The organism is Candidatus Thiodiazotropha sp. AKAK3 (assembly GCF_058244645.1).
The window spans coordinates 57,649-84,620 of sequence record NZ_JBSYOQ010000070.1; the positions used below are offsets into that span (position 1 = coordinate 57,649).

Consider the following 26,972-nt stretch of genomic DNA (forward strand, 5'->3'; position numbering starts at 1 on the left):
TATCTTGGTAGTCTGGATGTGTGATATGTCATGTATTCTGAGCTTATACAAAACTCTACAGCTTATTCAGTCGCTATTGCGCTTTTTACGTTGAAAGCTGGAATTATCTATAAAAGGAAAAATAATGAATATAGTCAGAGATGATGAAACATATGATTCGAATCAAGTGGTAATGCTAAAAAACATAGTTGCCAGTTTTAAACGCATACTTGAACTAAATGGTGTCGATGAGGAGATGATATATAGTATCTCTAGTGATCTGGCATTTGATGTATGTTCGATAATTGATGGCAGCACAGTCATGGGTAATGAAAGAGACCCGGTTATACCATTTTTAACTTTCTGTAAAAACGAAGAAGAAAAAGAGACGCTTATAATTAATGACAACGGATCATACATGCATGAAATGACTCATGATATGATCGATAAAATATTCGAAATTGACTAGTAATTACATTATTAGACGCTGCGGCTGATCAGGTAACATATCCTGTCGCTTGTCCTCGTTCCCAGGAGATTATGCCGCGATGGGATTTTCTAGCTACGTATTCAAGATTTGTACCTACCCATCCAGAACGACCGCTACAACTATCTTCCTTTTTCGCTACCCTTGTTATCAGATCATTAAGACAGCGCATAAACCAACCGATTGACATCAGTTGGTGGGTTAGCTAGAAATGTACAAAAAATTTATGAGTTGGCAACTACAACAGGATTGGTTATAGAAGGCACTAGTGCTACAACAACTATCTACTCTGCAGCTAAGTAATGCTTAACAACATGTTTGGTCTGGATTCATTTTATCTTTTTATTGCCTTGCTGTGCCTCTGGGTAATTTTGTCAATCCTGGGAAAATATCATCTAATATTAAACAGGGGAAAGTTGTGGTTTGGAGCTATAATTGTATCAATCATAGGCGCAGCAATCCCTCTTATTTTGATTAGTGAAGGTATTGTTAGTAGTAAACCAGGAAATATTATTATTTCTGGATTTTCAGCTTTTTTTATTGCAATACTTGCAGGAAGACTTGCTAATAAAAAATAACCTGAATCCTTGACTTCAAAAGCAATTAAAAGACCTGAGATACCAGGACAGTAGTCAAGTAAAGATTTGGGACATCATTAACTTCGGTGATACTTAAAGCTATGGAGTACTATCCAGCATGGTGCGGCAGGGCCGCACCCTACTTCACTTTGTCTATAACTGTGCGTAACCATGTAAAAGGATGTCTATCCTGAGAGTCTGATCTACCAAAAGCTTAACGATTACGATTTGATAAGTGCAAGGTGTAGGGTGCCGGCTCTGCCGCACCATCACGATCTGTAGATCCAAGCTGTCAGTTTAGCTGCTCATCAGGTGGTTTCGTTACAGTTGGATATGGTGCAGCATTGCCACACCCAACAATTGAAATTCACAAACGCTCACACATGTCCCGCATGGCAAAGCCCTGCATACTGAGCTGCAGATCCTTCAAAAGCCCCAGTACTTTAAAACGCTCTCCCATCTCCGAAGGGAGGGTAAGACGCTTTACGCCTTGCATCAAGGCCATATGACGAACCACATCTTCAGGATCAGAGTCAGCCAATAGGGTATCGAGTCCGTTGGCAATCAGAAAATGAGCCTGGGTGGTATAGCCACCCAATCTAAAACCCGACTCAAGTGCAACCTTCGCAGCTGATGTAAAATCGACCTGACAGGTAATATCCTGAATACCCACCCAGCGAAATGGATCGCTGTGGGCACGGTGGCGATAGTGGCACATCAGAGTCCCTTCATTACGTTGAGGATGATAATACTCTGCGCAGCTGTAGCCATAGTCGATCAATAAAACAGCACCTCGCCTGATAGCTTGTGATAGTGACTTCAACCAAGCCGCCTGTCGAAGATTGATCTCCGAAATATAGCCTGATTCGAATCGCCCAATATTGCCTTGTAACTGATCCACTGCTTCAGTGAGACCTGGTGTGATCGGAGTTTTAAAGCAAGCCTTTAAATTCTCCCCATCAAATTCAACAAAACACTCCTCAACTTGCCCATCCACAACTCGAAAGCGGCTGACTGGCATGGCATCCAGGAGTTCATTCGCCACCACACATCCAGAGAAATTCTGGGGCATGGCATCCAGCCAGATGACCCGTTCAATTAAATCTGGCACCCGCTCTCTCAGTAGTTCTTTTTGACGTCCTTGCAGCTCTGGGCTGACTTCCAGAATGAGATAGCGGGAGGGCAGCTGTTCTAGTGCTGCCAATTCAGTCAGCATATCCGCCGCCAGTACGCCAGAACCTGCACCAAACTCCAGTATTTCGCCATCAGGCATTGCCGGCAACAGTTGGGCAATCTGTCTTGCCAGACACTGAGCGAAGAGAGAGGAGACTTCAGGTGCAGTAATAAAATCACCCTGGTCACCGAATTTTCGACTCCCAGCAACATAATAGCCAAGGCCCGGCGCATAGAGGGCCATTTCCATGAACTGATCAAAAGGGATGGCGCCACCTGATTGATCGATAGCGCGCAGAATTTGACGCATCAATCGTTCGCTTACCACTTGTGCTTTGGCATCCGGCATCGGCAAGGTTGCCCGGGAATTGGCTGATTGGGCTGTGAGACAGTCCGGCATAGTACAGAAACCTTTTTGAATCCGTTAGAGTAGACACTACCATTCAACCACGGAGTCCCTCGATGACGCAAAACCGTTCCAGTCTGTCAGGTCAAACTGCCTTGATTACAGGAGCAGCACACCGGATAGGAGCAGCCATCGCCACCGAGTTACACAATCAGGGGATGGATATACTGCTCCACTACAGAAGTTCGAAAACAGCGGCTGAAAACCTTAAACAGCAGCTGGAGCAACAGCGTCCGGACTCGGTCAGTCTGCTGCAGGCCGACTTAAACGATACTACTCAGTTATCGGCTCTGATTGATCAGGCTGAGCAGAGCTATCAGCGCCTCGACCTATTGGTTAACAACGCTTCCAGCTTCTATCCCACTCCGATGGAGAAGGCTACAGAGGCCCATTGGGAAGATCTGATGGGCAGCAACTTAAAGGCCCCTTTCTTTCTCTCTCAAGCGGCTGCACCTCTACTGCGCGAGCATAAGGGGTCAATTGTCAATCTGGTGGATATTCATGCCCTGCGACCACTTAAATCCCATCCAATCTACTCTATTGCCAAGGCAGGCAATGCTATGCTTATAAAGACGCTGGCGCGTGAACTGGGACCGGAAATCAGGGTCAATGGTATTGCACCAGGGGCCATTCTCTGGCCGGAACAGGGGTTGAGCGATGAAGAGCGCCAAACGATACTTGATCGTACTGCCCTGAAACGTCCAGGCAGTGAAGCGGATATTGTCAGCACTCTTCTGTTCTTACATCGCGATGCACCTTACATCACAGGACAGATCATCCCGGTTGATGGTGGTAGAACACTGCAACAATAAGAAATTGGAAACTCTAAGATGAATGAAACAATCTCGGGACTGAATTTCAGACAAAGTGTCGATCATATGGTGGATAGGGCGCTCTCCTATATGGATCTCGATCCCGGCATCGCCAACGCTATTAAGAGCTGTACTTCTGTTCTACAGGTCAGTTTCCCGGTGGAGATTCGAGGCAAAGTTGAAGTTTTCACTGGCTGGCGTGCGGTCCACAGTATCCATCGCCTGCCTGCCAAAGGTGGGCTGAGATATTCAGTATCGGTTGATCAGCAGGAGGTAGAAGCCCTGGCTGCCTTGATGACTTATAAGTGCGCCATCGTCGATGTACCCTTCGGCGGATCAAAAGGTGGCTTATACATTAACCCAAAAGATTACAGCCGGGATGAGTTAAAAGTCATCACCCGCCGTTTCGCCCGGGAGTTGGCCAGCGCAGGTTTTCTCAGCCCCGCTACCAATGTTCCTGCTCCTGATATGGGCACAGGGCAGCGAGAGATGGCCTGGATCGCTGATACCTATAAACATCTGAATCCCGAGGATATCAATGCCCTCGCCTGCGTCACTGGAAAGCCTGTGGCTCACGGTGGAGTCAATGGACGCACCGAGGCAACCGGACGCGGCGTACAGTACTCACTGCAAGAGTTTTTCCGTCATAAGGAAGAGCTACGTGCTTGTGGTCTTGAGGGCGAACTGGAAGGGAAACGCATCATCATCCAAGGTTTAGGTAATGTTGGATACCATGCTGCAAAATTTCTTACCGAAGAGGATGGGGCCAAGATCATCGGCATCATTGTACGTGATGGCGCCATCGTCAATCCGGAGGGCATTCATGTTGAAGAGGCCTACTACCACCGCTGCGCCCATGGTGGTCTTAAGGGATTTGCTGGCGGTGAGTTTATAGAGGATGGTGCTTCGATACTCGAATATGATTGCGACATACTGATTCCTGCTGCTATTGAGTCTGCAATAACAGAAAGCAATGCGCCCAAGATACAGGCCAAACTAATTGCTGAAGCAGCAAACGGACCAGTAACTTTCGAGGCTGATCGAATCCTGCGAAACCGTGGCATTACCATTCTTCCCGACGCCTATGTGAATGCCGGTGGTGTGGTAGTCTCCTATTTTGAGTGGATACGCAATCTCAGCCATATGCGCTTCGGACGTATCGAACGACGGTTGGATGAATCCCGTGGCCGCCACATCGTCGCAGCACTTGAGCACGCCAGTGGCCAGAGTGTGCCTGATTGGATCAGCACCAGACTCTCAAAGGGTGCAGATGAGCTTGACCTGGTACGCTCCGGTCTTGACGACAGCATGCGTCTTGCGCTGCAAGAGATCATAGATGTTCGCAAGCGTATGCCTGAAATTGAAGACTATCGTACTGCTGCTTACATCATCGCATTACAAAAACTTGCCCGTTCCTATTTAGATATCGGTGTTTGATTGTAGCAACCATCAAGTTTCATAGCAGATTGCTGTTTTAGTGGACTCAATCGCTTTACAAGCGAGTAATTTTATATAAGAATTTACTTCCTGCAGCGATAGCAAAGTAGTTTTTCAAGTTATCGTCCGATTGATCATTCTGATACACCCTCAGGGAACGACAAATTGAACATGGATACGCTTTGCAAACAAAATTGTATATTTCGCGTTGTGAAAAACAGTATCGCACGCGCCACCTTGATTTCACTCAATACGACTACGTCTTGTTATTAATCATTTCTGTGATTTGACTGTGTCAGTGCCGGATAGTCGTATTACTCTAATAATAACTTTGAGTGAATAACTGACCAGTCATGATAGAACAGCATCGGAATGCTTGATCCAAAATAATATAAAAACTTAAAGCTTTCCTGAAGATGCATGTTCTAAATTCACAGCAGTGCAATTAATAAAAAACACATATGGAAATAACCTAAAGAGGAACTTAAACATGGCATTAATGCAATGGGTAGACGAGAAATACAGCACAAAAGTTGACATATGCGATAACCAGCACAAGGAACTGTTTAATCGTGTCAACGCGTTGAATGATGCGGTTTCTTCAGGCGCCCGCCCGGATGTAGGCACGCGCCTGGATAGTCTTATCGATTATGTTGTAGAGCATTTTGAATCAGAAGAACGTTTGATGGAGGAGCGAGGCTATAAAGGACTTGACGCTCACCGCCAGGAACACAGTCAACTGGTGCAGACCTGCGCCGATCTTCAAAAGAAGTTCCACGCCGGTGAAGCGGATATCGAAGACGGCACTATGGTGTTTATAAAAAATTGGCTGGATCACCATATTCCAGTTATCGATAGAGGCTACAGTTCTGCGCTTAGTAGCTAGAAAACCGCTGAATACGATAAGGTGAATTGGGCTGCATCAAAACATAACATAATGCACGGACTCTGATCTGCTCTCCCACACGGATTTCAGTAGCAGAGTACGCAGTCCCAGATAGATCATCTATTCATCGTCTTGATACCCCGGGTGTCCCCCCACCTCGGGGTATTTTTTTATCTCCCCGTCGATTCGATTCAAGTGAAACAAATTCAACGGATGATTAGTATCTGGGAACACTGTTTCCCTTTTTAACTTCAACCATTCTCATGTTTCCGGCTGTACCCCTACTCCCCTCTCCCCTCGCGGGAGAGGGGGGTTCATCAACACTATTTTCTTGATCATTACTCTGCACAACAATGATTGATCGGATCGTACTGTATACGCTGTAGTTTCTATATGCGCATAGCGCACACCCTCTCCCCAACCCCTCTCCCGTCAAGGGCGAGGGGCTTTTTTGAGTAGTCGTAGGGTGGGGCCCTGCCCCACCATTAAGCGATTAAACGTGCAAGAACTTGAATTCTTTTGTGCTCAAAATCTATTTTCGAATATTCGCAGCTTGCTTTTTCAACACTATCTTGTGGGAGAGGGGGGTGTTTAACAACACCATCACTTGACCATTACTCAGCACGACGGGGATTGATCGGATCGTGCTGTATACGCTTTAGTTTCACTATGCGCTTGGCGCACACCTTCTCCCCAACCCCTCTCCCGTCAAGGGCGAGGGGCTTTTTACATCTGCTTAAAAATGGAACGGAAGGTCAGCAGCGATCCGGAAAGATGATTTCTTAGGCTAAAGGTGAAATAGCTGACTCAATCCACTATTTTGAAAAAACGCTCCACAACAGCCAAATCACGTGTCTTGGTCATAGGCGGCAGACTGCGGATGAAAATCTTGCCATAGGGTTTGCTCAACAGGCGTGGATCACAGATGACCAACACGCCACGATCGGATTCATCCCGAATCAAACGCCCTGCGCCCTGTTTTAAAGCGATTGCCGCTTGTGGTAACTGGAAGGTCATGAACGGATTACCACCTCGTTGCCGCAAGGCATCGATGCGTGCCTGGAGTACGGGGTCGCCAGGTGATGCAAAGGGGAGCTTATCGATAATGACACAGGAGAGTGCTTCCCCACGAACATCTATACCCTCCCAGAAACTTGAAGTCCCCAGTAACACCGCATTCCCAAGTTCTCGAAACTGCTCCACAAGTTCTGTACGTGGTGCTGTGCCCTGTACCAACATGGGATAGTCGAGCTTATCCTCAAGATATTCCGCAGCTTCCTGCAGGGCACGATGACTGGTATAGAGCAGAAATGCTCTGCCGTTACTGGCCTTGAGGATAGGCAGCGAAAGATCCGATACAGTACGATTGAAAGTCCGGTCTGAGGGATCAGGCAATCCCTGAGGGACATACCACACCGCTTGCATCGGATAGTCGAACGGACTATCCCAACAGTGGGTTTCAGCCTCCTGCAGTCCGAGTTGACTGGAAAAGTGCTCAAAACTATCACCCACTGCCAGGGTGGCTGAGGTAAACACCCAAGCAGCGTGATGCTCCTGCATAACACCACGGAATATTTTGGCGATCTCCAAAGGCGTGCGGTTAAGACGATAACTCTGTCGTTGGGTCTCATACCAACGGATCGACTCACTATCATTCTCATCCAACAGACCTTTCAGACGTTGAATTTGAAGCTCACATCGCTCCTTGCAGCTATCGAGCCCCTTACCACGACCCTCTATGGCAATCAGCGCCTCCAGCAGATGATCGAGGGCCTCTTCTAAATGTTCAAGATGCAGACTGACCGATGGGTTATCAGCGAGCTCTGACCAGGCACCTCTTCGAACTTCAAGACCAAAGGCGAGGCGTAGATCCTGAGAGGCCTGTTTCAAACGTTCGGCGCGTTCAAGTAGCTGAGGGGTGTCTTTGGCTTCACGGTGATATTCAGTAATACAATCCCGAGCCAGTTCGCTTAATTGCCGTCCACTCAGTGTGACACCAAAAAAGTTGCCCGCCACTTCCGGCAATTGATGGGCTTCATCGAGGATAAAACAGTCTGCACTGGGTAGCAGTTCTCCGAACCCCTCCTCCTTGAGCGCCAGGTCTGCACACAACAGGTGGTGATTGATCACTACCAGATCGGCTTCCTGCGCCCGCTTACGTGCCTCAACCAGATGACATTTGCTGTAGGCCGAGCACTCTTGACCCAAACAATTCTCCGTGGTGGAGGTTACCACTGGCCAAACCGGGGCATCTTCGGCAATCTCAGGCATTTCACTGATGTCACCGCTTTTTGTGGCTGTCGACCATCGACGTATCTCTTCCAACTGCCCCAGCTGCTCCCGGGTAAGGCGTATCTCTTCGACCAGTGTATTTTCCAAGCGATGAATACAGAGATAGTTGGCTCGCCCTTTCAAGAGTGCTGTGGATACCGGGCTTGAAAGACTCTGCCGTACTTTTGGCAGATCGCGATGATAGAGTTGATCCTGAAGGTTTTTTGTACCGGTGGAGATAATCACCTTGCGCCCCGACATCAATGCCGGCACCAGATAGGCAAAGGTTTTTCCAGTACCCGTCCCCGCTTCACAGATCAGAACACCACTTTGCTGAATGATGTCAGCGACCGCTTGCGCCATCTCCTGCTGCTGCGGTCGATATGAGAAACCGTCAATACGACTGGCAAGCCAACCCTCAGGGCCGAATATCTCAGCAATATCGGTCATAATTTATCGCCCAGGGATGGAATCATTGAACTGGCAACCAATAGTTTGCCTTTTTGAAGTCTGCTGCCTGCCGTCAAAATCAATCTGTCTGGTTATCCCAGACCTCAGGCTCAAGACCACTCTCTCGTGTCCATGCGAGTCGGCCGATAATTTTAAAACGTGCCACAGACATGGCACCTCGTTTTGCTCGATTACTACTGCTCTCTTCGATATATTCCAGGATATCATCCCGCTCGGATTCATAGATCTCATAAGGTTGGTAATCCTCATCCATGAGTACCAGCACCACACTGTCCCACGCCTTCTCCAGCTTGAGCTGGCCGATACGTTGCCCTGACTTGCTCTCATCGAAAATGGTGCGGGATTTTATCTGAATGCGTTTATCACCACGACCACGATCGATTGCGTTATAGCCGCCCTCTCCACTGTCGTTGGCTTCAAGCTGGAGCAACTTCATTGCATCGAACTCAGCAATTTCATTGCTGATCCCAGGAAGGGGCTTGCCCATGGTACGCCGGTACTCAGCGGCTAATACCCGAGCCTGGGCAATCAACTTATCGGCAGCATATACGGTCAAGTACTAACTCCTAGTACCAAGAATGGGGTTAAGGCGGGATTGTAGCCTATCTTGTACTATTTTCGCATGATTCAAACAGATAGAGGATTCAATCATCTACCTTTGCTGTTCACAACTATTAAACCGGCAACTAAGCATGCCGGGATAATAACACTCAGTTTGATCTTTCACTTCTTTCTGAAAAGGCTCTGTAACCACTCAACCCCATCATCCATGAGCGAAGATGAGCGGGCGCACGGCGCCGATTCCAATGCCATACTACCACTGATGAAAGGATAATTGACCGCATCCCGACACCCCTCACCACGCAATCCGGTTATTGGATCAATCGCCACCATCTCCACACCCCGAGGCAACTCTTCAGACAGGGAGTAGATGCCTATACTCTTCATCAACTCGGCCCAGACACGCATTGCACCAGAGGATCCGGTCAGGCCGGTAGGTGCATTATCATCTCGCCCTATCCAGGACACTGCCACTCGTCGTCGATCGAATCCGGCAAACCAGCTGTCGCGCAGTTTATCTGTTGTACCGGTCTTACCCGCCACTTCGACATCGCCTGGTAGCAACCATTGCAATGCTTTTCCTGTTCCGCTGTGCGTGACCTCGTTGAGGGCATTTCTCAACAGATAGACTGCCCGTGCATCTGCCCTGGATTCAATCTCCAGTGGATATCGTGACAGGGGTTCACCCTTACCATCGGTTACCCCCCGAATCGATTTCAGTGTCGCACTGAATCCCCCATTGGCAAGTGTCTGATACATCTGAGTCATCTCTAGCGGAGAGAGAGATACTGCCCCGAGAAGCAGGGAAGGATAGGCAGACATGGGGCGTCGAATGCCCAATTCATAGAGGCTTTCGGTAACTGGCTTCAAGCCAACAGAGAGACCCAGATGGACAGTTGCCAGGTTCAGAGACTCCACCAGTGCCTGCTGCAGGTTGATATTCTCATGACTCTGATTGTCGTAATTTTCCGGTGCCCAGATCTCACCATTACCCCCTTTGATACGAATCGGCTTATCTTCCAATGGGGTAAATAGATTGTAGCGACCAGGTTGAGACAAGGCACTGAGATAGACCGCTGGCTTGATCAATGAGCCTACAGGCCGCACCGCATCCAGCGCTCTGTTGAAACCAGCATACCTGGGGTTTCTGTCACCCACCAGGGCGGTAACTTCACCAGTCTCCACATCGGCCAGGGTGAGTGCACCCTGAAGGGTTCCAGAGGGGATACTACGTGCTTTCTCCAGAGATTTTAACTGCTGTGAGAGGGCTAATTCAGCTCGTTGCTGAAGCCAGGGATCGAGGGTTGAAAAAACTCTTAAACCACCTGCATTCAGATCCTCTTCTTTATAGTCCCTACGCAATTGGCGCTTTACAAGATCCATGAATGCGGGACTACCCGAGCTACGCAAACGCCCCTGTTCCACACCCAAAGGAGCCTCACTGGCCCGGTCGGCTTGAACAGCATCGATCACCCCCCGCTCCTGCATCAGTTGCAGTACCAGGTGTCGACGCTGCTTGGCTCTCTTTGGATGTCGCCTTGGATCGTATGCTGAGGGCCCTCGTACCAGGGTTACCAGCATCGAAAGCCGCGGCAGATCCAACTCCTGTAGCGGCCGATTGAAGTAGAACCGGCTGGCCAAAGCAAAACCGTGGATTGCCCGTCCACCCTGCTGCCCTAGATAGATCTCATTAGCATAGGCTTCGAGAATCTCATCCTTGCTGAAGCGCATGTCGATGATTACCGCCATTAATGCTTCATTGAATTTTCGCCAAAGCGTTCGTTCTGAGGTGAGAAAAAAGTTCTTTACCAGCTGTTGGGTCAGGGTACTTCCCCCCTGAACCACGCGCTTGGCGCGCAGGTTGGCCCACAACGCCCGTCCTATGGCGATAGGATCAATACCAAAATGTTGGTAGAAATTCCGATCCTCCACAGCAATCAGTGCAGAGACCAGCATCTCAGGCAGTTCATCCCGAGTCAGTAAGATACGATCTTCACCCTGGGCGGATCTAAGGCTTCCAATCAATCTGGGCTCTATTCGGTAGTGTCCAACAGGTTCGCCACTGGCAGCCCGTTTCAATGATTCAACACCCTTATCGTTCAATACCACTTCCAGATAGTCACTGGAGCGATCGATGTCCGGGAACCGGAAAGCCCTGGTGCGCAGCAATATACGCTCACGATAGCTCGAATATTCACCAGGCCGATCAGGGTGCTTTACTTTGCGATAACCCAATCCAGCCAGCGTCTGCTTCAAGTGGGTGAGGGTGACAGGTGCTCCAGGATAGAGATCAAGAGAGCGACCATAGACTTTTGCCGGCAGAGACCAACGCTGACCTTCTAAACGTGCCTGTACCACCCGATCCAGGTAGAGACTATAGAGCAGCGTAGCGAGCAGCAAGGTGGTCACCCCCAACAACAGCCAGCGCCGTAATAGACCACCCCGCTTGGGTTTGGACTGTTTTCGACTGTTTTTTTTACGCTGCTTCGCCATTTACTCTCTATAATGTTCCGGTGACTCGAAATATGGCCCGTAGCTTACCGAAAAGTAGTTGGGGGTGTTAGCGACGATTCCCCAGACTGATCCACTAATGTCCGGAATTATTTCTAGTGACGGGTGTGACCCCGCGGCACCATCAGCATACGGATTCCTAAGAAATCCTGGGTAGCTTTCTCGCTACTATGAGCCGCTGTAGAAACAAGCTGTCAGTTCGTCAGGTGGTTTTCTTTTCAGTTGGGCATTGTGCGGCAGGGGCGCTCGCCTGAATATGAACCTATTCCGGAGAGGCGTGCCTGGATGATCAGCACTACCAAAGCGACTACTAGAACCTGTTAATAGAGGTTCCCTTAAGGCAATAAATGCCTAGATTACTGTTTCGTGAATCAAGTCTCAAAAAAAACGGTCGCTAAATAGAACAAGATTACTGAACATCGTTAGGAATAACTACATGCAATCACTTTTTGTCAGGTTGTTGTCACTACCTATTCTGCTGTTGATACTGAATCAATCTGTAATAGGGGCGGAGGTGAATACAGATGAGGCAATACAGCTGAGAAATATGCTCGAAAATCGCATTGCTGAAATCGCCAAAGATAAAGCGCTGAAAAAAAAGATGGTCAAAGAGGGACGAGACAGAACCATATTATGTAAGACCTGCCATGGGGAAGATGGCATTGCAGTCCAGCCGGTGACACCCAATCTTGCAGGTCAGAATCCTGTTTATATCGTCGACCAGTTTCAGCGATTTGGCGATGGTCGTCGCAACGACTATCTAATGACTAACCTGGCAAAGACATTCTCTTTGGAAGACAAAATCAAGATCGCCCTCTACTTCAGTGACATGGAGATGAAAGCATCTGGTGGCGGAATTCCTGAGTTACTCCAGGAGGGCCAACAGGTCTACAAAAAGGTCTGTGTTGAGTGTCATGGAGAAGATGCCCGTGGCCAGGAGGGTTATGCCCGCCTTGCAGGACAACGCTTCGACTATGTGGTCAAGATGCTAAAAGAGTTTCGTGACCGCACTGGCAGACGAACCAACGTCTGGATGACCGGTGTTGCCATCCGTCTCAGTGATCGGGATATGGATGCTGTAGCCACCTATCTTGCCAACCTGAATTGATTTGTCTTATTAAACAAATCTCTCGCTGCATTAATAATCTTTGCCTGCTCAGGTGCCACTGACTGAACATCATCGATAAATTCAACAATCCTCTGTTGCATTTCCACTTTCATGCATGCTCATTTTTTTAGGTTGAGTATCTCAATAACGGCCTAACTGTTGCCGTAACCCTGCATTGGCGCAACCCTGCCCGCAAGCTGACATCTTCTCTGAGAGTGGGAATTTCGCAAGGCGCAACTTCAAGTAGGTGTAGAGCTCCTCCAGCCAGACCGGTTCATCGGCAATAGTCATCGCTCTGGTACGAAAATCGTAAGGTGCGATCAATACATTCGCTTTTTCGACGCCAACCTTGGCCACCAGATAAAAGAGCTCTTCGATATAGTGATTTCCAACTGCCAGGCATCCCGCTGACCATGCGCTACCGTGGATGTAGATATTCGATCCAGGTGAATGCCTGCCCTCCAGGTTGGCCTGAACTGAATCGAAAGTATTTGGGTAGTTAAGCTTCATTGAAAGGTGAAAATGGCTGTTGGGATTGAGTGAGACAATGCGATAAAAACCTTCTGGTACCTGCTTGTCTCCCTCTCTCAATTTTGGTCCTGCGCCACCGCTTGCGGCGAAGATGGCATAATCGTGGATAAAGCGCCAACGCTCTTCGGAGTAGGCCCATAGTTCAAGGCGGCGACTCTCCTTCAATGCTATCAACTGCACCCGCTGTGGCGGAAAGTCCACCCCAGCCAATTCAAAACGCTCTGCAATTCGTTGGGCAGCTTCTCCATTCAGCTTATCCATTACTGTCTGCAGTGGGGCGTGGGTGATGGCCTGAGCCACCAATGCCCAACCCAACATCAGTGTTATAGCCAATAATCTCATTGTCTGCGTAAAACCCTCTCCAGCCAGTTACCGTAGATGATGGCAGAGATCTCATGCAATTGAGTAATATGTTGATCAAGATCCTGCAGGATGCTCTCTGCTGACTGGCAACATGTCGAACTCGATTGCAGATCACTGCCGTAGCGATCAATCCAACCTTTCACCATCTCCGGGGTCATCTCAAGGTGAAACTGCAGGCCAAGATGGTCGCCGATGGTAAATCCCTGATGGGGATAACAGTCGCTCTCCATTATCCATCGGCTACCTGCTGGTAAAGTGAAGGTATCCGCGTGCCAGTGAAAAGCCATAAAGCGCTCAGGCAGGCCTTTAAGCCACGCGGCTTGATCATTCTCTGAAATGGCGCGAACAGGGTGCCAGCCAATCTCCATCTCACTACCCCGAGTGACTTCGCCGCCTAAAGCCCGGCTCATCATCTGCGCACCGAAGCAGACACCCAAAATCGGCAGATCCTCCTGAAATGCTTTACGCATCAGCGCCAATTCTCCCGCCATCCAGGAGAGCTGATCATTGACACTGACACCTGCCCCCATAAAGACCAGAGCGGAAACATCATCTGTTCTAGGATTAATCGGGCGGGACTCATCGACACACTCCACTTCCCAGGGTATGCCGCGCTGTTGCAGATAGTCCCCCAGATAACCAGGGGGTTTGCAGACCAGATGTCGAAAGATACGGATTGGCTTCATCAATATTTGCAGTTACTCAGTCGTTGGATATGATTCTAACTGAAACACTGCTCTACCACACATCAACTGTTTTTTCGGCGCGGACGATATATCGCATCGGGCCGCCAGGTATAAGCGCATCAAAAGGGTAGCAGGTCACAAGCAGCAACTCCTGCGGCCCTTCGAGTGCCATATGCCACCCCTGTTGCTGATCGACAACCCGGCGCTCTGTGACGCGATAAACCACAATCCTGCCATCTGCTCTCTGCACCCTAAGTTCATCACCAATAAACAGATCCTTGAGAAACCTAAAATGGGTATCGCGATGCCCGGAGATGAAACTGCGTCCCTCCTCACCGGGTAACTCAGAGTGCTCTGCCCAGCCTGGTCCAAATGCCATGGTCGCGCCACTGTCACCACTCAACACCAACCGGGTAATACCCAGGCGAGGTGACTCGAGTCGAGCCACAGGCCAGGTATCAGCCCAGGGCCATGGTGCAGTATGGCCCTCTCCTGCCAGCGTCCTCTGCCAGGCCGCTTCAATCAATCCTTCAGCCAGCCAGGCTTTGGCTTCAATCCAGAAGGAGTGACTCAACATCCCCCCCCCGAGCAGACACAACATTAGTGAAACAAGCCTCAGGCCCATTTTTTTCTCAGGCCGAAAACCTGGATTAACCCCGCCACAAGGATCAGCAACATGCCAATCATCAGATAGAGCGGTCCAGTGGTAGCTGTCTGAGGCAAACGCCCAAAGACCGCCTTTGGCGACCAGCCCGCAGGCAGACTCACAGGTATATCACCACCTTGCAGGTTTGCATCGAGGGGACGAACCGGTGTTTTGTCCACTGCCACCAGGCTCGTATAGGCAGAGATCAATTTATGATCCATGGCGAGCTGTAATACCTGTTCCCGCCTCTCTTCCTGGGTTGTGGTGGCGGTTGAGGCCATGATTGTTTTGATTCGTTCTCTTGCCCAGAGAGCATGAATACCTGTCTTATGGGTCTGATCGCCGGTGATTTCGACACGGCGCTTCCAAGGCTTACCATCCCTGTCACCTGCAATAACCAGGACACCTTCCAAGTGATCCCCTTTGAGTGCAAGCTGCAGCGGCTCTCCCAAGTAGAGATCGGGAAATCGTTGTGGCTCAACATCAAGCTCTCCCCTGCCCTGCCATTCGAGTTGAATATTCCTCATACTGGGATGTTCAAGCTTTTCAAATAGGCCCTGCATGGTTTGCGTCACTTCTGACAGATGTCCGATATAGCTGAAAGAACCCCGGCCAAAATCTGCAGCACGTTGCATAAAATGGCTGTTCGGTGCAGAGCCGATGCCAACCGTAAACAGACGACTCTCTGCCAACTTGTGCTGAATCAGAGCAAACAGCTCCTGCTCATTCCCCAAGCTACCATCTGTTAAAAAGACGACCTGCCTTAGAAGATGAGTCTCTTGCGACTGATTCAGAGCCAACTCAAGCGCTGGCATCATCTCTGTGCCCCCCTCAGCCTTAAGCTGATCGATAAAGTCCAGAGCGCGCCTCTGGTTGGTTTGAGTGGCGTTCTGAGGTGAGGAGAAGAGGGTTTCACTATGACTATTGAAGGCTATCAAGTTAAATCGATCTCTACTCTTAAGACGACTGACCGCCATCCTTAAAGCTGCCTTGGCTTGCCTTATTGAGGCACCATTCATCGACCCCGAGTGATCGATGACAAAGATCAGCTCTCGCGAGAGGATCTCTTCAGGTTTTGCTGCATCTGGAGGCATCAGCATCAGCAGTGCGTAATCCCTCTCCTGCCAATGCTCACGAAACAGTGCCAACTCAGGCTCTGAGCCAACTTCGGCACGCCAACTGATGACAAAGTCCCGATCTGCCTGTACCTCGCCATCAGCCAATTTAAGTCTGACTACACCTTGCTCAGCCCGCTGTTCCACCATTTTATGATGGTGGCTGATCACCTCAGCCAGAGGCACTCCTGCATCGATATCTATCTGCAGCGACAAAGGATTGATCAGACCCGCACGCTGAGCAATGTAGGGTGGTGATAGTTGATTAGCCTCTGAGGCCTGCACGCTGTCTGGCAGATAACGAGGTGCCACCACCATTGGAAAACGCAATTCGAACCGTCGTCCAGAGTAGTGAACTCTCTGTTGAAATTCGATACTGATTCGTACCGTTTCACCCGGTGCAATATTGGTCGCCGCCAAGGTAAAGATATTGGGACGCTGCTGAGTCAACAGGCTGGCCCTTTTACCCTCGGCCCTGGCCTTTTTAAAGATCCGTTTTGCCGCTGCCTTCTCCTCAATCACACCTTCGATTTGACGATCCCCAATCTGCATCTTCATACGCTCCACCGCAGATCCCTCAGGCAATGGAAATTGGTAGCTACCCTCCATCCATGATTGAGTTGGATTGGTGAATACCTGCTCTACTTTGGCCCAAGCGAGCATACCGGTTACGTTGATAGTTACCTCGGTATTGAGCAAGGGAGCCATCTCAATGCGCTGCCCATTGAGACTTGTCAGTTGCAGTTGGGCAGTCAATCTTTCAGCCGGATCAGCCTGCGCTGACCCCCATGATAATACAAGTATTATCAACAACATACTCCCTGACACACCGGTCATCAACGCAGCCAGTAAAGTCAGTAACATATCCTTGACAAAGTCTGGGTTACAGAGGCTTTTCACAGGTATTTTGAGATCAGTTTCTGGACTTACGCTCATCTCTGCCTCCACGTTCTCTTTTTTTCAGACCCTCTGCCTGGCGTAGACCGTTATAGGTCCAACGAAAACTGAATCCAGGCACCCGTTCGGGAGAGCCGTAAACAAAGGCTTCACTCAATGGTTGGCGTCTGTTTTTCATGAGGACTCCCCATGCAACAGAGTGAGTTGCACCATGCGATCGAAAGCCAGCCCCTCCAGATCATTCATCGGATACTCTGCAGCCGACTCACCCTGGTAACGTGTCGAGAGTCGATTACGAGGGAGCCCGGCATCGATCAGCAGCTTGGCAACCGCATCGGCGCGGGCTCGACTTAACTCATGATTAAACGCTTCAGAACCTCGCTGATCAGCACCCGCTTCGATCAACAACTTAAACTGAGGAAAGGCGTTAAGCATCTTTGCCAAGGCATCGAGTTGTTCGGCCATCTTTGGTTCTATCAGACTACTGCCGGTACGAAAGCCCAAACAGAAGCGAAAACCCTCTTTTAATGCTGCCAGTTGATCTAGCTCCCCCGATTTCTGCTGCTGAAAATTCACTTGATGCTGTTGCGCTTGATCCAACAGGTGATCTTGGCTAGTCTGATTATCAGCCAGGGCTTGGGAGCTCTCCTCGAGTTGTCGATTCTTTGATTCGAGATCACCGATTACAGCGCCACTGGCATAGCCAATAACAGCTCCAGGTGGACCACCAAGAATCCCACCAGCAAGAAGCCCAAGCAGGGAACTGTGGAATGTCTCTCTATCTACAGGTTCAGGTTGATCCTGAGCGACAGCAGACTGACATAGAAAGAGGCTTGCAAGACTTACGACAATAAGATGTTTTTTCATTTTTAACTCCCGGATGTTGAACCAGCGCACCATCCTTGGTGGAAGTGGCACTCCATGCCAGCGCCGGTATTCTTTGATTACCGAGTGTTATTACAAACCACAGAGTTGGCCTATTAGGTACAAAATGAGGGCTAACCGATGACAAAAGTTGGCAGAAAAATGGCGGCAGTTGATTCACTGACCGCATAGGATCAACATAGTAGCTTACGAGACCTGACCAGGAGATAAAAACAGTCAACGTTGCAGCTGACCGAACAGTATTAAATTAAACTGCCATAAAACCATTATCTTTTTATGGACTAAAGTTACCTATTAGGGATGCCGACATGGACTTGCAACTGCATGGAATTTCTTTTTTAAAAAATGACAACTGCCTATCGAGCATTTGCAGTCGGTTTGCTGCTCTGTTTTTGTAACACAGCATCTTCCGTCGAACTAGTCGCAAACCGGGACATCGATTCTGAGATCGTCTCACAGAATACTTTGCGCTCCATTTTCAGTATGCGTATGACCCAATGGCCTAACGGTACTCCCATCAGGGTCTTTGTTATGGGAGATAAAACCAAACAGCATTCCGAATTTACTAAACATATTTTAGGTGTCTTTCCACATCAGCTTCGTCGTGCCTGGAACCGTCAGATCTATTCTGGTATGGGGCAAGCACCAATCAAGGTTCAGTCCGAGACTGAGATGTTAGAGCAGATTGAAAATACGTCTGGAGCTATTGGTTATCTTCCCGAGGATCTTATCAATGAGCGCGTACGGAGACTCTCAGTTGAATAAGCACTGGATCGCATTGCTGTTAGTACTGCTATATCAGCCTATGAGTAGCGCGATGGCAACTGAGTTTGCTGAACTCGATCGAGCCTTGCAGATCCATGGCTTCCTGACTCAGGCTTACGTAAAAACCACTGAAAACAGTTTTTTTGGCGACAGCGAGGATGGTAGCTGGGATTTCCGGGAGTTGGGCGTCAACACTTCCTACCGGTTTTCACCTCAAATATTTGCCTCGGCCCAACTCCTCTCCCGTGATGCAGGAGAGATGTATGACGGCTCCCTGGACCTGGACTACGCGCAGATCGACACCACACTCTATATGCAGGACGCTGACCGTTTCGGAGTCATTCTGGGACGATATAAAAACCCCTTCGGCTTATACAACGACACTCGGGATGTAGCCGCAACCCGACCCAGCATTTTCATGCCCCAAGCCATCTACTGGGATCGTGTACGCAACATGGTACTCTCGAATGATGGTGCTCAACTGTTTGGCGATTTGCAGATCGATTCTCACCGACTCTCTCTACGACTGATTGGAGGCAGAACGCCAATTGATGAAAATGTTGAAAAGTCCTACCTGAACCCGGTACTCGATCCGAAATTAAAGCAGGATGGTCTGACAGTGGGTGGACGCTTACTCTACGAATGGGATGGAGGTCGTTTCAGACTCGCCTATAGCAGTGCCTCACTACAGCTTGATGGCGAAACAAACATGCTACCTGACGGCACCATAGATATCGACTACCGGGTAGTCTCAGCCGAGTACAACAGTGGCAATTGGAGCCTGACCGCTGAGTACATGCAGGAGCCTCTCGATTACACAGGTTTTGCCGGAGCACTTGATATTGCTGATACCACTCTGGATGGTTACTACCTGCAGGGAACCTACCGTCTGCGGGATGACCTGGAGTTGATCGCCAGATACGAAGAGAGTCATTATGACAAAGGGGATAAAAGAGGCGAAAAAACAGGTCAGAGATTAGGCCTGGATGCTCATAACTTCTATAGTAGATTTTCTACGCTGGGCATCCTCTGGGAGGCAACGGATGGACTGATTTTGCGCACTGAGTTCAGTAGGGTTGATGGAACAATTTTCCTCTCCAATCTGGAAAATCCCTCACCTAATGACAAGTCGCGTGAATGGAATCTATTCTCTCTGCTTATCTCCTATAGCTTTTGAGTAGTCAGATGCAATCTAACGAACTAAATGGAATTATCGATCAACATCAGGAGGAAAAGGATCTCTATTTTCTCAGTCTGAAATGGAAAGTCATGCTACTTTTCAGTCTGGTGGTTCTGATCATGAATGCCGGACTTGCAGGCATGGGATATCTACAACAACTCAAGCTATTCGACACCTATCAATTACAGATAAAAGAGCAACAGAACAGGCAGGTCAAATCACTTCTTGACACAAGTTTCTATCGTCTGGAACAGATCGCGTTGATGATCCCATCTCTTGCAGAAGCGGCGACTCAAACCAGCGACACGCCATTAAGTGAAAAACTACAGCGATTCTTCATGCATAGCGCAGTCACCCTGGAGATGGAGTGGGGACTTGAAGAGGCGGCATACTATAGCAAGGATAATATCCTGCAGTTTAAATGGCAGACGGGTACATTAGGCGACCCTTTCAAAGAGTTGGTCAGCTCAGTCAACAAATTAGAGACGCCGATGACTATGTTGCAATGTCATGTTCGCTGCAGTCAGTACGTCGCTTCACCGTTACTCTATAAGGGGGAGTATGCCGGAGTCATACTGGTAGGACGCTCTATCGCAGACCTGATCATCGAATTCAACGAACTGGCGAAAACTGACATTGCAGTGATCAGCCATATAGATAATGCTTCCCGCTTGAACACCCACTCTCGATTTTTAAATACCTGGGAACGATATATCAGTGCCTCAAGTAACCTGAAACGACTCCTCCCCCTGCTTCAGGACACCGCAGAAAAAGTTGACTTAAAGTCATTGATCGATACGGGTTATACCACCAACCACAACGGACAGGACTATACATTCAACCTGGTACCTGCAAGCAGCGATACCTCTGTGTTGTCTGCCGATTTCATCCTGGTGAGCAATATCACACCGGTAGTAGATCAGATTAACCAGGCCACCACACAATCAGTTCTTATTGGTATTCTGGGATTTATTCTCTCAGAACTGCTGCTGGCAGCAGTATTGTGGCAACCGATGAAACGTCTGCTGATGATCTCCGACAGCCTGCCACTACTGGCAAAAAACGCCTTTGACCAGGTACGCCAAACTCTCAGCTTAAAGCACCACAACTGGTATCAGGACGAGATCGATGTCGCCAGTGACTCTGCAATAGAATTAACCTACACCCTGGAGAGCCTCAACGAAGAGATCGCACACAATACCAACAGCTTGATCAAGCGCAGCAAAGAGCTTGCAACAGAGCGGGATTTCCTAAGCACTATCATGAACAGCGCCCAGGTGATCATCCTGACTCAAGATATTGAAGGTGCCATCCTGACCATGAATACAGAAGGATGTAAATTCATCGGCATTAAAGATTATCGGCGCAGCAGTGGTTTTTTCGGTGACTTGTTCATGAATGCTGAGGTTGCTGGCGAGATGCTTCCAGTTATGAACGGTCTACGGCAAGGCATGATCCATGTCTACCAGCATGATGCATCAGCCTTCTCATCAGACGGACAGAATAAAACCATATCCTGGGTACACTCTAACCTGATAGAAAAGCCGGTTGCAGGAATACCGGTGGTACTCTCCATCGGACTCGATATAACCGACCGGGAACTGGCGGAGCAACGCCTGGCTTGGCTTGCCAACCACGATCCACTTACCGAACTGAACAATCGCCGCTATTTTCAATCTGAATTTGAAAAAATCATTACCTTGGCTGAGCGCTACAACCACTCCAGTGCACTACTGTTTTTTGATCTTGACCAGTTTAAATATATCAACGATTCAAGTGGACATCATACTGGAGATGCCATGTTACAGATCGTTGCCAGAAAGTTGCGTGAGATTACCCGCTCAACCGACCTCATTGCCCGCCTGGGTGGTGATGAGTTTGCCATTGTAATACCAGAAGCGGACATCCCCTCTGCCACCATTTATGCCGACAAGATTCTGAGTGAGCTGAAGAAGATTACAATTCCACTAAAGGGGCATAGTCATCGGGTCTCAGCAAGTATCGGCATCGTCGCCTATCCCAATCATGGTAGCAATGCCAACGAACTGCTTTCAAATGCAGATCTTGCCATGTATCAAGCCAAGGAGTCTGGGCGGGATCGGTGGCATCTCTTCTCCAGCAGCGAACAGGCTAGAGAGCAGATGAGTGCCCGTGCCACCTGGAAAGACAAGATCGAACAAGCACTGACTGACAACCGCTTCATACTCTACTTTCAGCCAATCCTGGAGATCAGCAGCGGCATCATCTCCCACTATGAAGTCTTGATCAGAATGGTGGAAAAGGATGGTTCCATCTCCATGCCCGGGGAGTTTATTCCTGTGGCCGAACGCACCGGTCTGATTCATCGTATCAACCGTTATGTGCTACGTGCTTCTGTGGAAAAACTGGCCAGTCTCAATCAACATGATATCGATATAACCTTATCGATCAACCTGTCAGGCAGAGTCATTGACGACCCGGAACTTCTTCCTCAGCTGACCCAACTGGTGAACAGCAATGATATCGACCCTACCCGATTGGTTTTTGAACTGACCGAAACAGCTGCCCTTGCTGACGTCAATGCAGCTGAACGATTGATGAGAGAACTACAGGCCATCGGCTGTCGTTTTGCCCTCGATGATTTTGGCGTTGGCTTCTCCTCATTTTACTATTTACGTGAGTTGCCTTTGGATATCGTCAAGATTGATGGCTCTTTTATCAAACAGCTACCAACCAACTCTATGGATCAAGTCTTTGTCAAGGCATTGACAGAGATGGCGAATGCTCTTGGAAAAGATACCGTTGCAGAATTCGTCGAAGATGAAGCGACTTTGAAACTCCTCAAAGAGATCGGTGTTATCTATGCCCAGGGTTACTATATCGGGCGACCTTCCCCGGAAATTCCAGTGCTTGGGTTTAATAGAAAAAACAACGATTCCCCCCAGCTACAGACAACGCCTTAGCCGCACGACAAGGATAGGGTTATAATCATCCCGCTTAGGGCCTGTTAACACTAACACAACGCTATTGATGATCGGGCAACACTGTGGCTAAAAGAGAAATCGCCATTATCGAAGATGAACAGGCGATACGGGACAACTATATCGACTACCTGACACGTCAAGGTTACAACGTCAAAGGCTATGCATCCCGTTCTGAGGCCCTCTCAGCATTCGTAGATGTCCTACCTGATCTGGTTATCCTCGACATCGGTCTGGCTGATGATGTGGATGGGGGATTTGAACTCTGTCGGGAGTTACGTAGTCGCTCCACCAAGCTACCGATCATCTTCCTCACTGCCCGGGATAGCGATTTCGATACCGTTGCCGGCTTGCGTCTCGGTGCAGATGATTACATCAGTAAAGAGACCAGCCTACCCCATCTTATGGCACGTATCTCTGCGCTGTTTCGACGCATTCAGGCCATGCTGGAGCCGGTTAGTCAACAACAGCCTCTACAACGAGACGAACTGCAGTTGGATATCGACAGATTACTGGCGAACTGGCAGGGCACTCCTCTCAGCCTGACCGTCACCGAGTTCTGGATGCTTCACGCCCTGGTACGCCACCCAGGTCATGTTCGCAGTCGGGATCAACTTATGCAGGAGGCGCAGATCTATGTGGATAGCAGCAGCATCTCCACCCATATAAAGCGTATTCGGCGAAAATTTCAGGAGATCGATCCCGATTTCACTCAAATCGACACGGTTTACGGCGCTGGATATCGCTGGAAATCCTGATACGGGCTGGCATGCAAAACTCCCCCAGCTTCTTTCGGTCACTGCGTTTTAAGCTGCTGCTGGCGTCATTCACCCTATGGCTCATCCCCTGGGCCGGTTATCACTATCTCCAGGGCATGGAGAGTACCCTCAGGCAAGCCCAGGAGCGCTTGCTCATGAATCGTGCCGAGATCCTTGCCAATATGCTTGCTTCAGAGGCTGACGAATGGCTGTTACTGAACCCAGCTGATTCCCCAGGCTCGTCCAAATCACTCTACGCCTTCCCCCTGTCTGAAACACCGGTTATCGATGGCTACGATGAAGATTGGCTCGAATTCAAATCACAATCAGAACGATTCAGTGCCCGCAGTGCGGTAAATCAGGCTGTCGCTTTCGATTGGCTGGCCGGTTTTTATGATCAAAGTCTCTATCTGCTGATTGAGGTCTATGATGAGCAGCTGGTCTATCCACGCAACGAACGTCAAATCAAGGCAGGGGACCATCTGATACTTGCCATTCCGGGATCTGAAGGTAAAACCCGACGTTTCCTGCTAGGCACACCATCTCCGGGCTGGGTCAATGTACAAGAGGTTGGAGGCAACACCACCCAGTCGCGCATTTTTGGTGAGTGGCAGGAGACCGGCTCAGGTTACAGAGTAGAGCTCTCTATACCCCGCACTTTGATCAATGGACGACTCTCACTGGTCGCCGTTGATATCGACCAATTTGAGCAGCAACCCGCTGGCATTGCCTCCACATCCGGCTGGCTCAACGACCATAGCCTAGCCTATCTCACCCTACCAACCGCAAAGGCCGAACAATGGTTAGAGGGTATGGAGAGCCAACGCCATCGTTACACTTTGCTCAACAGAGAACGTCAGGTAGTTGGACGCCATGGCACCATCGCTGCACTATCAAACGATGGAGATAGCCTGCCACAACGCCTGGCCTCACTACTGTTAATGGAGTCTCCTGAAGAGCCATTCGAAAAACGGGAGAAACTTGGTCGCCTGGATGGCCCCGAAATTCGTAAGGCACTCTCTGGAGAGGGGGCTGTCTATCGATACAACGCCCCTGGTACAGAGCTGATAATGCTTTCGAGTGCATATCCGATAAGGGTCGATGGATCGATTCAGGGTGTTTTGATCGTCGAACAAAGTACCCAGGAGATACTGCTCCTGCAGCAGAGTGCTATTGAAGATCTGCTGCTGATCAGCCTGGGGCTGTTCATTATCACCGGCGGCAGCCTGCTACTGTTGGCCTCATCCTTAACCAGCCGCATAACCCGTCTCAGCCGTAAATATCAGCAGTCGGTAAGTAGGGATGGGCGCATCCTCATGGCGTTAACTGCAACAGACGAGGGAGATGAACTGGGTCAACTCGATGTCAGCCTGAGCGCCGTTTTGGAACGAACAAAAGATTATAGCCACTACCTTGAATCCATGGCATCTCGACTTGCCCATGAGTTTCGAACACCCTTGACTGTGATCCAATCCTCCCTCGAGAATCTTCAAGCCGAGATCGAGTCTGATCCTCACAGCGGATCAAATCACTCTACCGCTTTGACCTATGCCATGCGTGCTCAAGAGGGCACACGCAGGCTTAATCAAATACTGACTCGCTTGCGAGAAGCCACAAGGTTGGAGCAGGCACTGAATGACACAGAATTGGTAAAAACCGATCTCACAGCCCTGTTGAGCGCACTTTGTCAGGGATATGCAGACAGCTACCAGGAAGCCCTGTTTGAAGCCAAACTACCCGACCGACCTATCATCACCCACATCTCCCCCGATCTGATCAGCCAGGCTCTGGATAAGATGATCAGCAATGCAGTCGATTATCATCGGCCAGATACACCAATCTGCATCGAGTTGGATATTCGGAGTGGAGGTCTGGTAACCCTTAAAGTGATCAACCAGGGGCCACTACTCGATGAAGCGATTCAGCAAAATATGTTCAACTCAATGAGCAGCCAACGACCCAGTTCCCATCGACAAGATCCGCACCTGGGACTTGGCCTCTACCTGGTACGTCTGATCTCTGAATTTCACCAAGGCCGTGCCTGGGCCGAGAACCTGGACGATGGCGTTTGTATTGCTATCGAGCTGCCACTTCAGTGAGAGAGTGAGTTATAACTGAAATAGAGTCACTCCATATCAATCTGAATACCCCGCTCACTCAACCAATCCTTGAAGCGGGCTATTTTCATATCAAGTGAGCAGGTCGGAGGTAATCTATCAAGATAATAACCAAACTCTTCCCGAAGCTTGATCTGCTCATCTCTATCGAGACATTCCCAATCGATCATTTTAACCCCGAAGATAACTATTAAGGGCACCTCTGTTTATTTGAAGTGCCTCTTAACACCAATGTAACAGCCTTGGGTTAAAATCATTTTACAAACGAACTATTTTATTTTTTAAGAATTTCTGATTATTTATAGAATCGGTGCACGTTGTTCAATAGTAGTTTAAGCAGTTGTTACAGATGATCGATCTAAAAAAGCATCTCCTCTCATTCAAGCTCTGGTTGCTCTCTCTGGCTAGTGCCCGTTTAAAAAGGACAACTCGGGATGGTGTAGTCAGTCGAATCGATATCCTGCTTCTGGCAATAGCCTGGGGAAATATCGGATATGCAGCGGGTATCTCCTATCTGCGTCATGTCGGAGAACGTGCATTAAAGACCCGTGGTCCCATTCTGGAGTGTGGCTCTGGTGCCACCACCCTGCTGATTGCCGCTTTGACTCAGAGAGAGCAGCGTCAATTCGTAGTATTTGAACATAATCGGGAGTGGTTCAAACACCTGAAACGCATTCTCCAAAAACTGCGCTTAAACCATGTCGAGTTGATCTACGCGCCATTAGCCGACTATGGCGATTATCGTTGGTATCAGATCCCCTCAAATGATAAAAACCTGACATTCGAACTCGTTATCTGTGATGGTCCACCGGGCAGTATTCCTGGCGGTCGTTATGGACTGCTACCGATTATGGAGAGGCAACTTTCGAACGACTGCATCATTCTACTGGATGACACTCACCGAAAAGCTGAGCAACGTATCATCACCAGCTGGCGTAGACAGCGCTGCTTGAAGAGCTGCCGAATGGGCTATTTTGGCACCTATTCAGAGGTGGAGTTCTGTTGAGACAGTTCATGGTGCGGCAGGGCCGCACCCTACGACTCTACATAGTTTTTTGGTGACGGCGTGGCCCTGCCCTAAAGAATTTCAGCGGAAAAAAAGACGCGAACGACCTACCGTTAATAACCGATGGGTAGGGTGCGGCCCTGCCGCACCATTCTACTGGATGATACTCACCGAATAGCAGAGCAGCATATCATCACCAGCTGGCGTAGACAGCGCTGTTTGAAGAGCTGCCGAATGGGCTATTTTGGCACCTATTCAGAGGTGGAGTTCTCTTGAGACAGTTCATGGTGCGGCAGGGCCGCACCCTACGACTCTACATAGTTTTTTGGTGACGGCGTGGCCCTGCCCTAAAGAATTTCAGCGGAAAAAAGAGACGCCAGCGA

At 49.2% G+C, this 26,972-nt stretch carries 23 protein-coding genes; 12 read left to right on the plus strand and 11 right to left on the minus strand.

What is annotated here, in order from left to right:
* The first annotated feature begins 124 nt into the window (after window positions 1-124).
* Window positions 125-448: a hypothetical protein gene (locus AC4IE7_RS18525; protein ID WP_490778349.1), complete on the plus strand. Its 324-nt coding sequence runs from the start codon at window positions 125-127 to the stop codon at window positions 446-448.
* Window positions 449-768: 320 nt separating this feature from the next.
* A complete protein-coding gene (locus AC4IE7_RS18530) occupies window positions 769-1,044 on the plus strand; it encodes a hypothetical protein (protein ID WP_490778350.1) in 276 nt (91 codons plus the stop codon).
* A 367-nt stretch (window positions 1,045-1,411) separates the two neighbouring features.
* Here the strand turns inward: AC4IE7_RS18530 and AC4IE7_RS18535 are convergent, their stop codons facing one another.
* Complete coding sequence (locus AC4IE7_RS18535) at window positions 1,412-2,617, minus strand: class I SAM-dependent methyltransferase (RefSeq protein ID WP_490778351.1); 1,206 nt, start codon at window positions 2,615-2,617, stop codon at window positions 1,412-1,414.
* A 62-nt stretch (window positions 2,618-2,679) separates the two neighbouring features.
* On the opposite strand from AC4IE7_RS18535, the gene AC4IE7_RS18540 reads away from it, so the two are divergent.
* The 3 genes from AC4IE7_RS18540 (at window position 2,680) to AC4IE7_RS18550 (ending at window position 5,758) form a co-directional block, all read left to right on the plus strand.
* Window positions 2,680-3,435, plus strand: coding sequence for a pteridine reductase (locus tag AC4IE7_RS18540; RefSeq protein WP_490778352.1), 756 nt, complete (start codon window positions 2,680-2,682; stop codon window positions 3,433-3,435).
* Window positions 3,436-3,453: 18 nt separating this feature from the next.
* Window positions 3,454-4,872: a Glu/Leu/Phe/Val family dehydrogenase gene (locus tag AC4IE7_RS18545; protein ID WP_490778353.1), complete on the plus strand. Its 1,419-nt coding sequence runs from the start codon at window positions 3,454-3,456 to the stop codon at window positions 4,870-4,872.
* Window positions 4,873-5,362: 490 nt separating this feature from the next.
* Entirely contained in the window at window positions 5,363-5,758 is a 396-nt protein-coding gene (locus AC4IE7_RS18550) for a bacteriohemerythrin (protein WP_490778354.1), read from the plus strand.
* Between the two features lie 807 nt (window positions 5,759-6,565).
* Here the strand turns inward: AC4IE7_RS18550 and yoaA are convergent.
* The 3 genes from yoaA to mrcB form a co-directional block, all read right to left on the minus strand.
* Complete coding sequence (gene yoaA, locus AC4IE7_RS18555; RefSeq protein ID WP_490778355.1) at window positions 6,566-8,479, minus strand: DNA repair helicase YoaA; 1,914 nt, start codon at window positions 8,477-8,479, stop codon at window positions 6,566-6,568.
* 79 nt (window positions 8,480-8,558) lie between these two features.
* Window positions 8,559-9,056, minus strand: coding sequence for a hypothetical protein (locus tag AC4IE7_RS18560; RefSeq protein WP_490778356.1), 498 nt, complete (start codon window positions 9,054-9,056; stop codon window positions 8,559-8,561).
* Between the two features lie 167 nt (window positions 9,057-9,223).
* The gene (mrcB, locus tag AC4IE7_RS18565; protein WP_490778357.1) at window positions 9,224-11,554 is read right to left on the minus strand and encodes a penicillin-binding protein 1B; all 2,331 of its coding nucleotides are present in this window, start codon (window positions 11,552-11,554) and stop codon (window positions 9,224-9,226) included.
* Between the two features lie 454 nt (window positions 11,555-12,008).
* On the opposite strand from mrcB, the gene AC4IE7_RS18570 reads away from it, so the two are divergent.
* Window positions 12,009-12,680: a c-type cytochrome gene (locus AC4IE7_RS18570; RefSeq protein ID WP_490778358.1), complete on the plus strand. Its 672-nt coding sequence runs from the start codon at window positions 12,009-12,011 to the stop codon at window positions 12,678-12,680.
* Between the two features lie 141 nt (window positions 12,681-12,821).
* Here AC4IE7_RS18570 and AC4IE7_RS18575 read toward each other — a convergent pair whose 3' ends face one another.
* From AC4IE7_RS18575 to AC4IE7_RS18600, 6 genes are read right to left on the minus strand one after another with little or no spacing between them, the layout of a single operon-like run.
* On the minus strand, window positions 12,822-13,544 hold the full coding sequence (locus AC4IE7_RS18575; protein WP_490778359.1) for a L,D-transpeptidase family protein: 723 nt from the start codon (window positions 13,542-13,544) through the stop codon (window positions 12,822-12,824).
* Window positions 13,545-13,549: 5 nt separating this feature from the next.
* Window positions 13,550-14,260, minus strand: coding sequence for a type 1 glutamine amidotransferase (locus tag AC4IE7_RS18580; protein WP_490778360.1), 711 nt, complete (start codon window positions 14,258-14,260; stop codon window positions 13,550-13,552).
* 52 nt (window positions 14,261-14,312) lie between these two features.
* Window positions 14,313-14,885: a class GN sortase gene (locus AC4IE7_RS18585; RefSeq protein ID WP_490778361.1), complete on the minus strand. Its 573-nt coding sequence runs from the start codon at window positions 14,883-14,885 to the stop codon at window positions 14,313-14,315.
* A complete protein-coding gene (locus AC4IE7_RS18590; RefSeq protein ID WP_490778362.1) occupies window positions 14,876-16,957 on the minus strand; it encodes a marine proteobacterial sortase target protein in 2,082 nt (693 codons plus the stop codon). Before AC4IE7_RS18590 ends, AC4IE7_RS18585 begins: the two co-directional genes overlap by 10 nt.
* A complete protein-coding gene (locus tag AC4IE7_RS18595) occupies window positions 16,935-17,096 on the minus strand; it encodes a hypothetical protein (protein WP_490778363.1) in 162 nt (53 codons plus the stop codon). Before AC4IE7_RS18595 ends, AC4IE7_RS18590 begins: the two co-directional genes overlap by 23 nt.
* A complete protein-coding gene (locus AC4IE7_RS18600; protein ID WP_490778364.1) occupies window positions 17,093-17,785 on the minus strand; it encodes an OmpA family protein in 693 nt (230 codons plus the stop codon). The genes AC4IE7_RS18595 and AC4IE7_RS18600 overlap by 4 nt, the downstream gene beginning before the upstream one ends.
* Window positions 17,786-18,148: 363 nt before the next feature.
* Here AC4IE7_RS18600 and AC4IE7_RS18605 point away from each other — a divergent pair, with 363 nt between their 5' ends.
* From AC4IE7_RS18605 to AC4IE7_RS18625, 5 genes are all read left to right on the plus strand, one after another.
* A complete protein-coding gene (locus AC4IE7_RS18605) occupies window positions 18,149-18,568 on the plus strand; it encodes a substrate-binding domain-containing protein (protein WP_490778365.1) in 420 nt (139 codons plus the stop codon).
* Window positions 18,537-19,745 (plus strand): TonB-dependent receptor, encoded by a 1,209-nt coding sequence (locus AC4IE7_RS18610; protein ID WP_490778366.1) that lies wholly within the window; start codon window positions 18,537-18,539, stop codon window positions 19,743-19,745. The genes AC4IE7_RS18605 and AC4IE7_RS18610 overlap by 32 nt, the downstream gene beginning before the upstream one ends.
* Window positions 19,746-19,753: 8 nt before the next feature.
* Window positions 19,754-22,690, plus strand: coding sequence for a bifunctional diguanylate cyclase/phosphodiesterase (locus AC4IE7_RS18615; protein WP_490778367.1), 2,937 nt, complete (start codon window positions 19,754-19,756; stop codon window positions 22,688-22,690).
* 83 nt (window positions 22,691-22,773) lie between these two features.
* Entirely contained in the window at window positions 22,774-23,466 is a 693-nt protein-coding gene (pdsR, locus tag AC4IE7_RS18620) for a proteobacterial dedicated sortase system response regulator (RefSeq protein WP_490778368.1), read from the plus strand.
* An 11-nt stretch (window positions 23,467-23,477) separates the two neighbouring features.
* The gene (locus AC4IE7_RS18625) at window positions 23,478-25,565 is read left to right on the plus strand and encodes an ATP-binding protein (RefSeq protein WP_490778369.1); all 2,088 of its coding nucleotides are present in this window, start codon (window positions 23,478-23,480) and stop codon (window positions 25,563-25,565) included.
* Window positions 25,566-25,591: 26 nt separating this feature from the next.
* Here the strand turns inward: AC4IE7_RS18625 and AC4IE7_RS18630 are convergent, their stop codons facing one another.
* On the minus strand, window positions 25,592-25,753 hold the full coding sequence (locus tag AC4IE7_RS18630) for a hypothetical protein (RefSeq protein ID WP_490778370.1): 162 nt from the start codon (window positions 25,751-25,753) through the stop codon (window positions 25,592-25,594).
* Window positions 25,754-25,932: 179 nt separating this feature from the next.
* Here AC4IE7_RS18630 and AC4IE7_RS18635 point away from each other — a divergent pair, with 179 nt between their 5' ends.
* Window positions 25,933-26,589, plus strand: a complete 657-nt coding sequence (locus AC4IE7_RS18635) for a class I SAM-dependent methyltransferase (protein ID WP_490778371.1) — start codon at window positions 25,933-25,935, stop codon at window positions 26,587-26,589.
* Window positions 26,590-26,972: the final 383 nt, after the last annotated feature.

Excerpts from the sequence above, each read along its gene's own strand:
- AC4IE7_RS18525 (WP_490778349.1), top strand. The coding sequence starts at position 125 with ATGAATATAGTCAGAGATGATGAAACATATGATTCGAATCAAGTGGTA.
- AC4IE7_RS18530 (WP_490778350.1), top strand. The coding sequence starts at position 769 with ATGCTTAACAACATGTTTGGTCTGGATTCATTTTATCTTTTTATTGCC.
- AC4IE7_RS18535 (WP_490778351.1), bottom strand. The coding sequence starts at position 2,617 with ATGCCGGACTGTCTCACAGCCCAATCAGCCAATTCCCGGGCAACCTTG.
- AC4IE7_RS18540 (WP_490778352.1), top strand. The coding sequence starts at position 2,680 with ATGACGCAAAACCGTTCCAGTCTGTCAGGTCAAACTGCCTTGATTACA.
- AC4IE7_RS18545 (WP_490778353.1), top strand. The coding sequence starts at position 3,454 with ATGAATGAAACAATCTCGGGACTGAATTTCAGACAAAGTGTCGATCAT.
- AC4IE7_RS18550 (WP_490778354.1), top strand. The coding sequence starts at position 5,363 with ATGGCATTAATGCAATGGGTAGACGAGAAATACAGCACAAAAGTTGAC.
- yoaA (WP_490778355.1), bottom strand. The coding sequence starts at position 8,479 with ATGACCGATATTGCTGAGATATTCGGCCCTGAGGGTTGGCTTGCCAGT.
- mrcB (WP_490778357.1), bottom strand. The coding sequence starts at position 11,554 with ATGGCGAAGCAGCGTAAAAAAAACAGTCGAAAACAGTCCAAACCCAAG.
- AC4IE7_RS18570 (WP_490778358.1), top strand. The coding sequence starts at position 12,009 with ATGCAATCACTTTTTGTCAGGTTGTTGTCACTACCTATTCTGCTGTTG.
- AC4IE7_RS18580 (WP_490778360.1), bottom strand. The coding sequence starts at position 14,260 with ATGAAGCCAATCCGTATCTTTCGACATCTGGTCTGCAAACCCCCTGGT.
- AC4IE7_RS18585 (WP_490778361.1), bottom strand. The coding sequence starts at position 14,885 with ATGGGCCTGAGGCTTGTTTCACTAATGTTGTGTCTGCTCGGGGGGGGG.
- AC4IE7_RS18590 (WP_490778362.1), bottom strand. The coding sequence starts at position 16,957 with ATGAGCGTAAGTCCAGAAACTGATCTCAAAATACCTGTGAAAAGCCTC.
- AC4IE7_RS18595 (WP_490778363.1), bottom strand. The coding sequence starts at position 17,096 with ATGAAAAACAGACGCCAACCATTGAGTGAAGCCTTTGTTTACGGCTCT.
- AC4IE7_RS18600 (WP_490778364.1), bottom strand. The coding sequence starts at position 17,785 with ATGAAAAAACATCTTATTGTCGTAAGTCTTGCAAGCCTCTTTCTATGT.
- AC4IE7_RS18605 (WP_490778365.1), top strand. The coding sequence starts at position 18,149 with ATGACAACTGCCTATCGAGCATTTGCAGTCGGTTTGCTGCTCTGTTTT.
- AC4IE7_RS18610 (WP_490778366.1), top strand. The coding sequence starts at position 18,537 with ATGAGCGCGTACGGAGACTCTCAGTTGAATAAGCACTGGATCGCATTG.
- AC4IE7_RS18615 (WP_490778367.1), top strand. The coding sequence starts at position 19,754 with ATGCAATCTAACGAACTAAATGGAATTATCGATCAACATCAGGAGGAA.
- AC4IE7_RS18625 (WP_490778369.1), top strand. The coding sequence starts at position 23,478 with ATGCAAAACTCCCCCAGCTTCTTTCGGTCACTGCGTTTTAAGCTGCTG.
- AC4IE7_RS18630 (WP_490778370.1), bottom strand. The coding sequence starts at position 25,753 with ATGATCGATTGGGAATGTCTCGATAGAGATGAGCAGATCAAGCTTCGG.
- AC4IE7_RS18635 (WP_490778371.1), top strand. The coding sequence starts at position 25,933 with ATGATCGATCTAAAAAAGCATCTCCTCTCATTCAAGCTCTGGTTGCTC.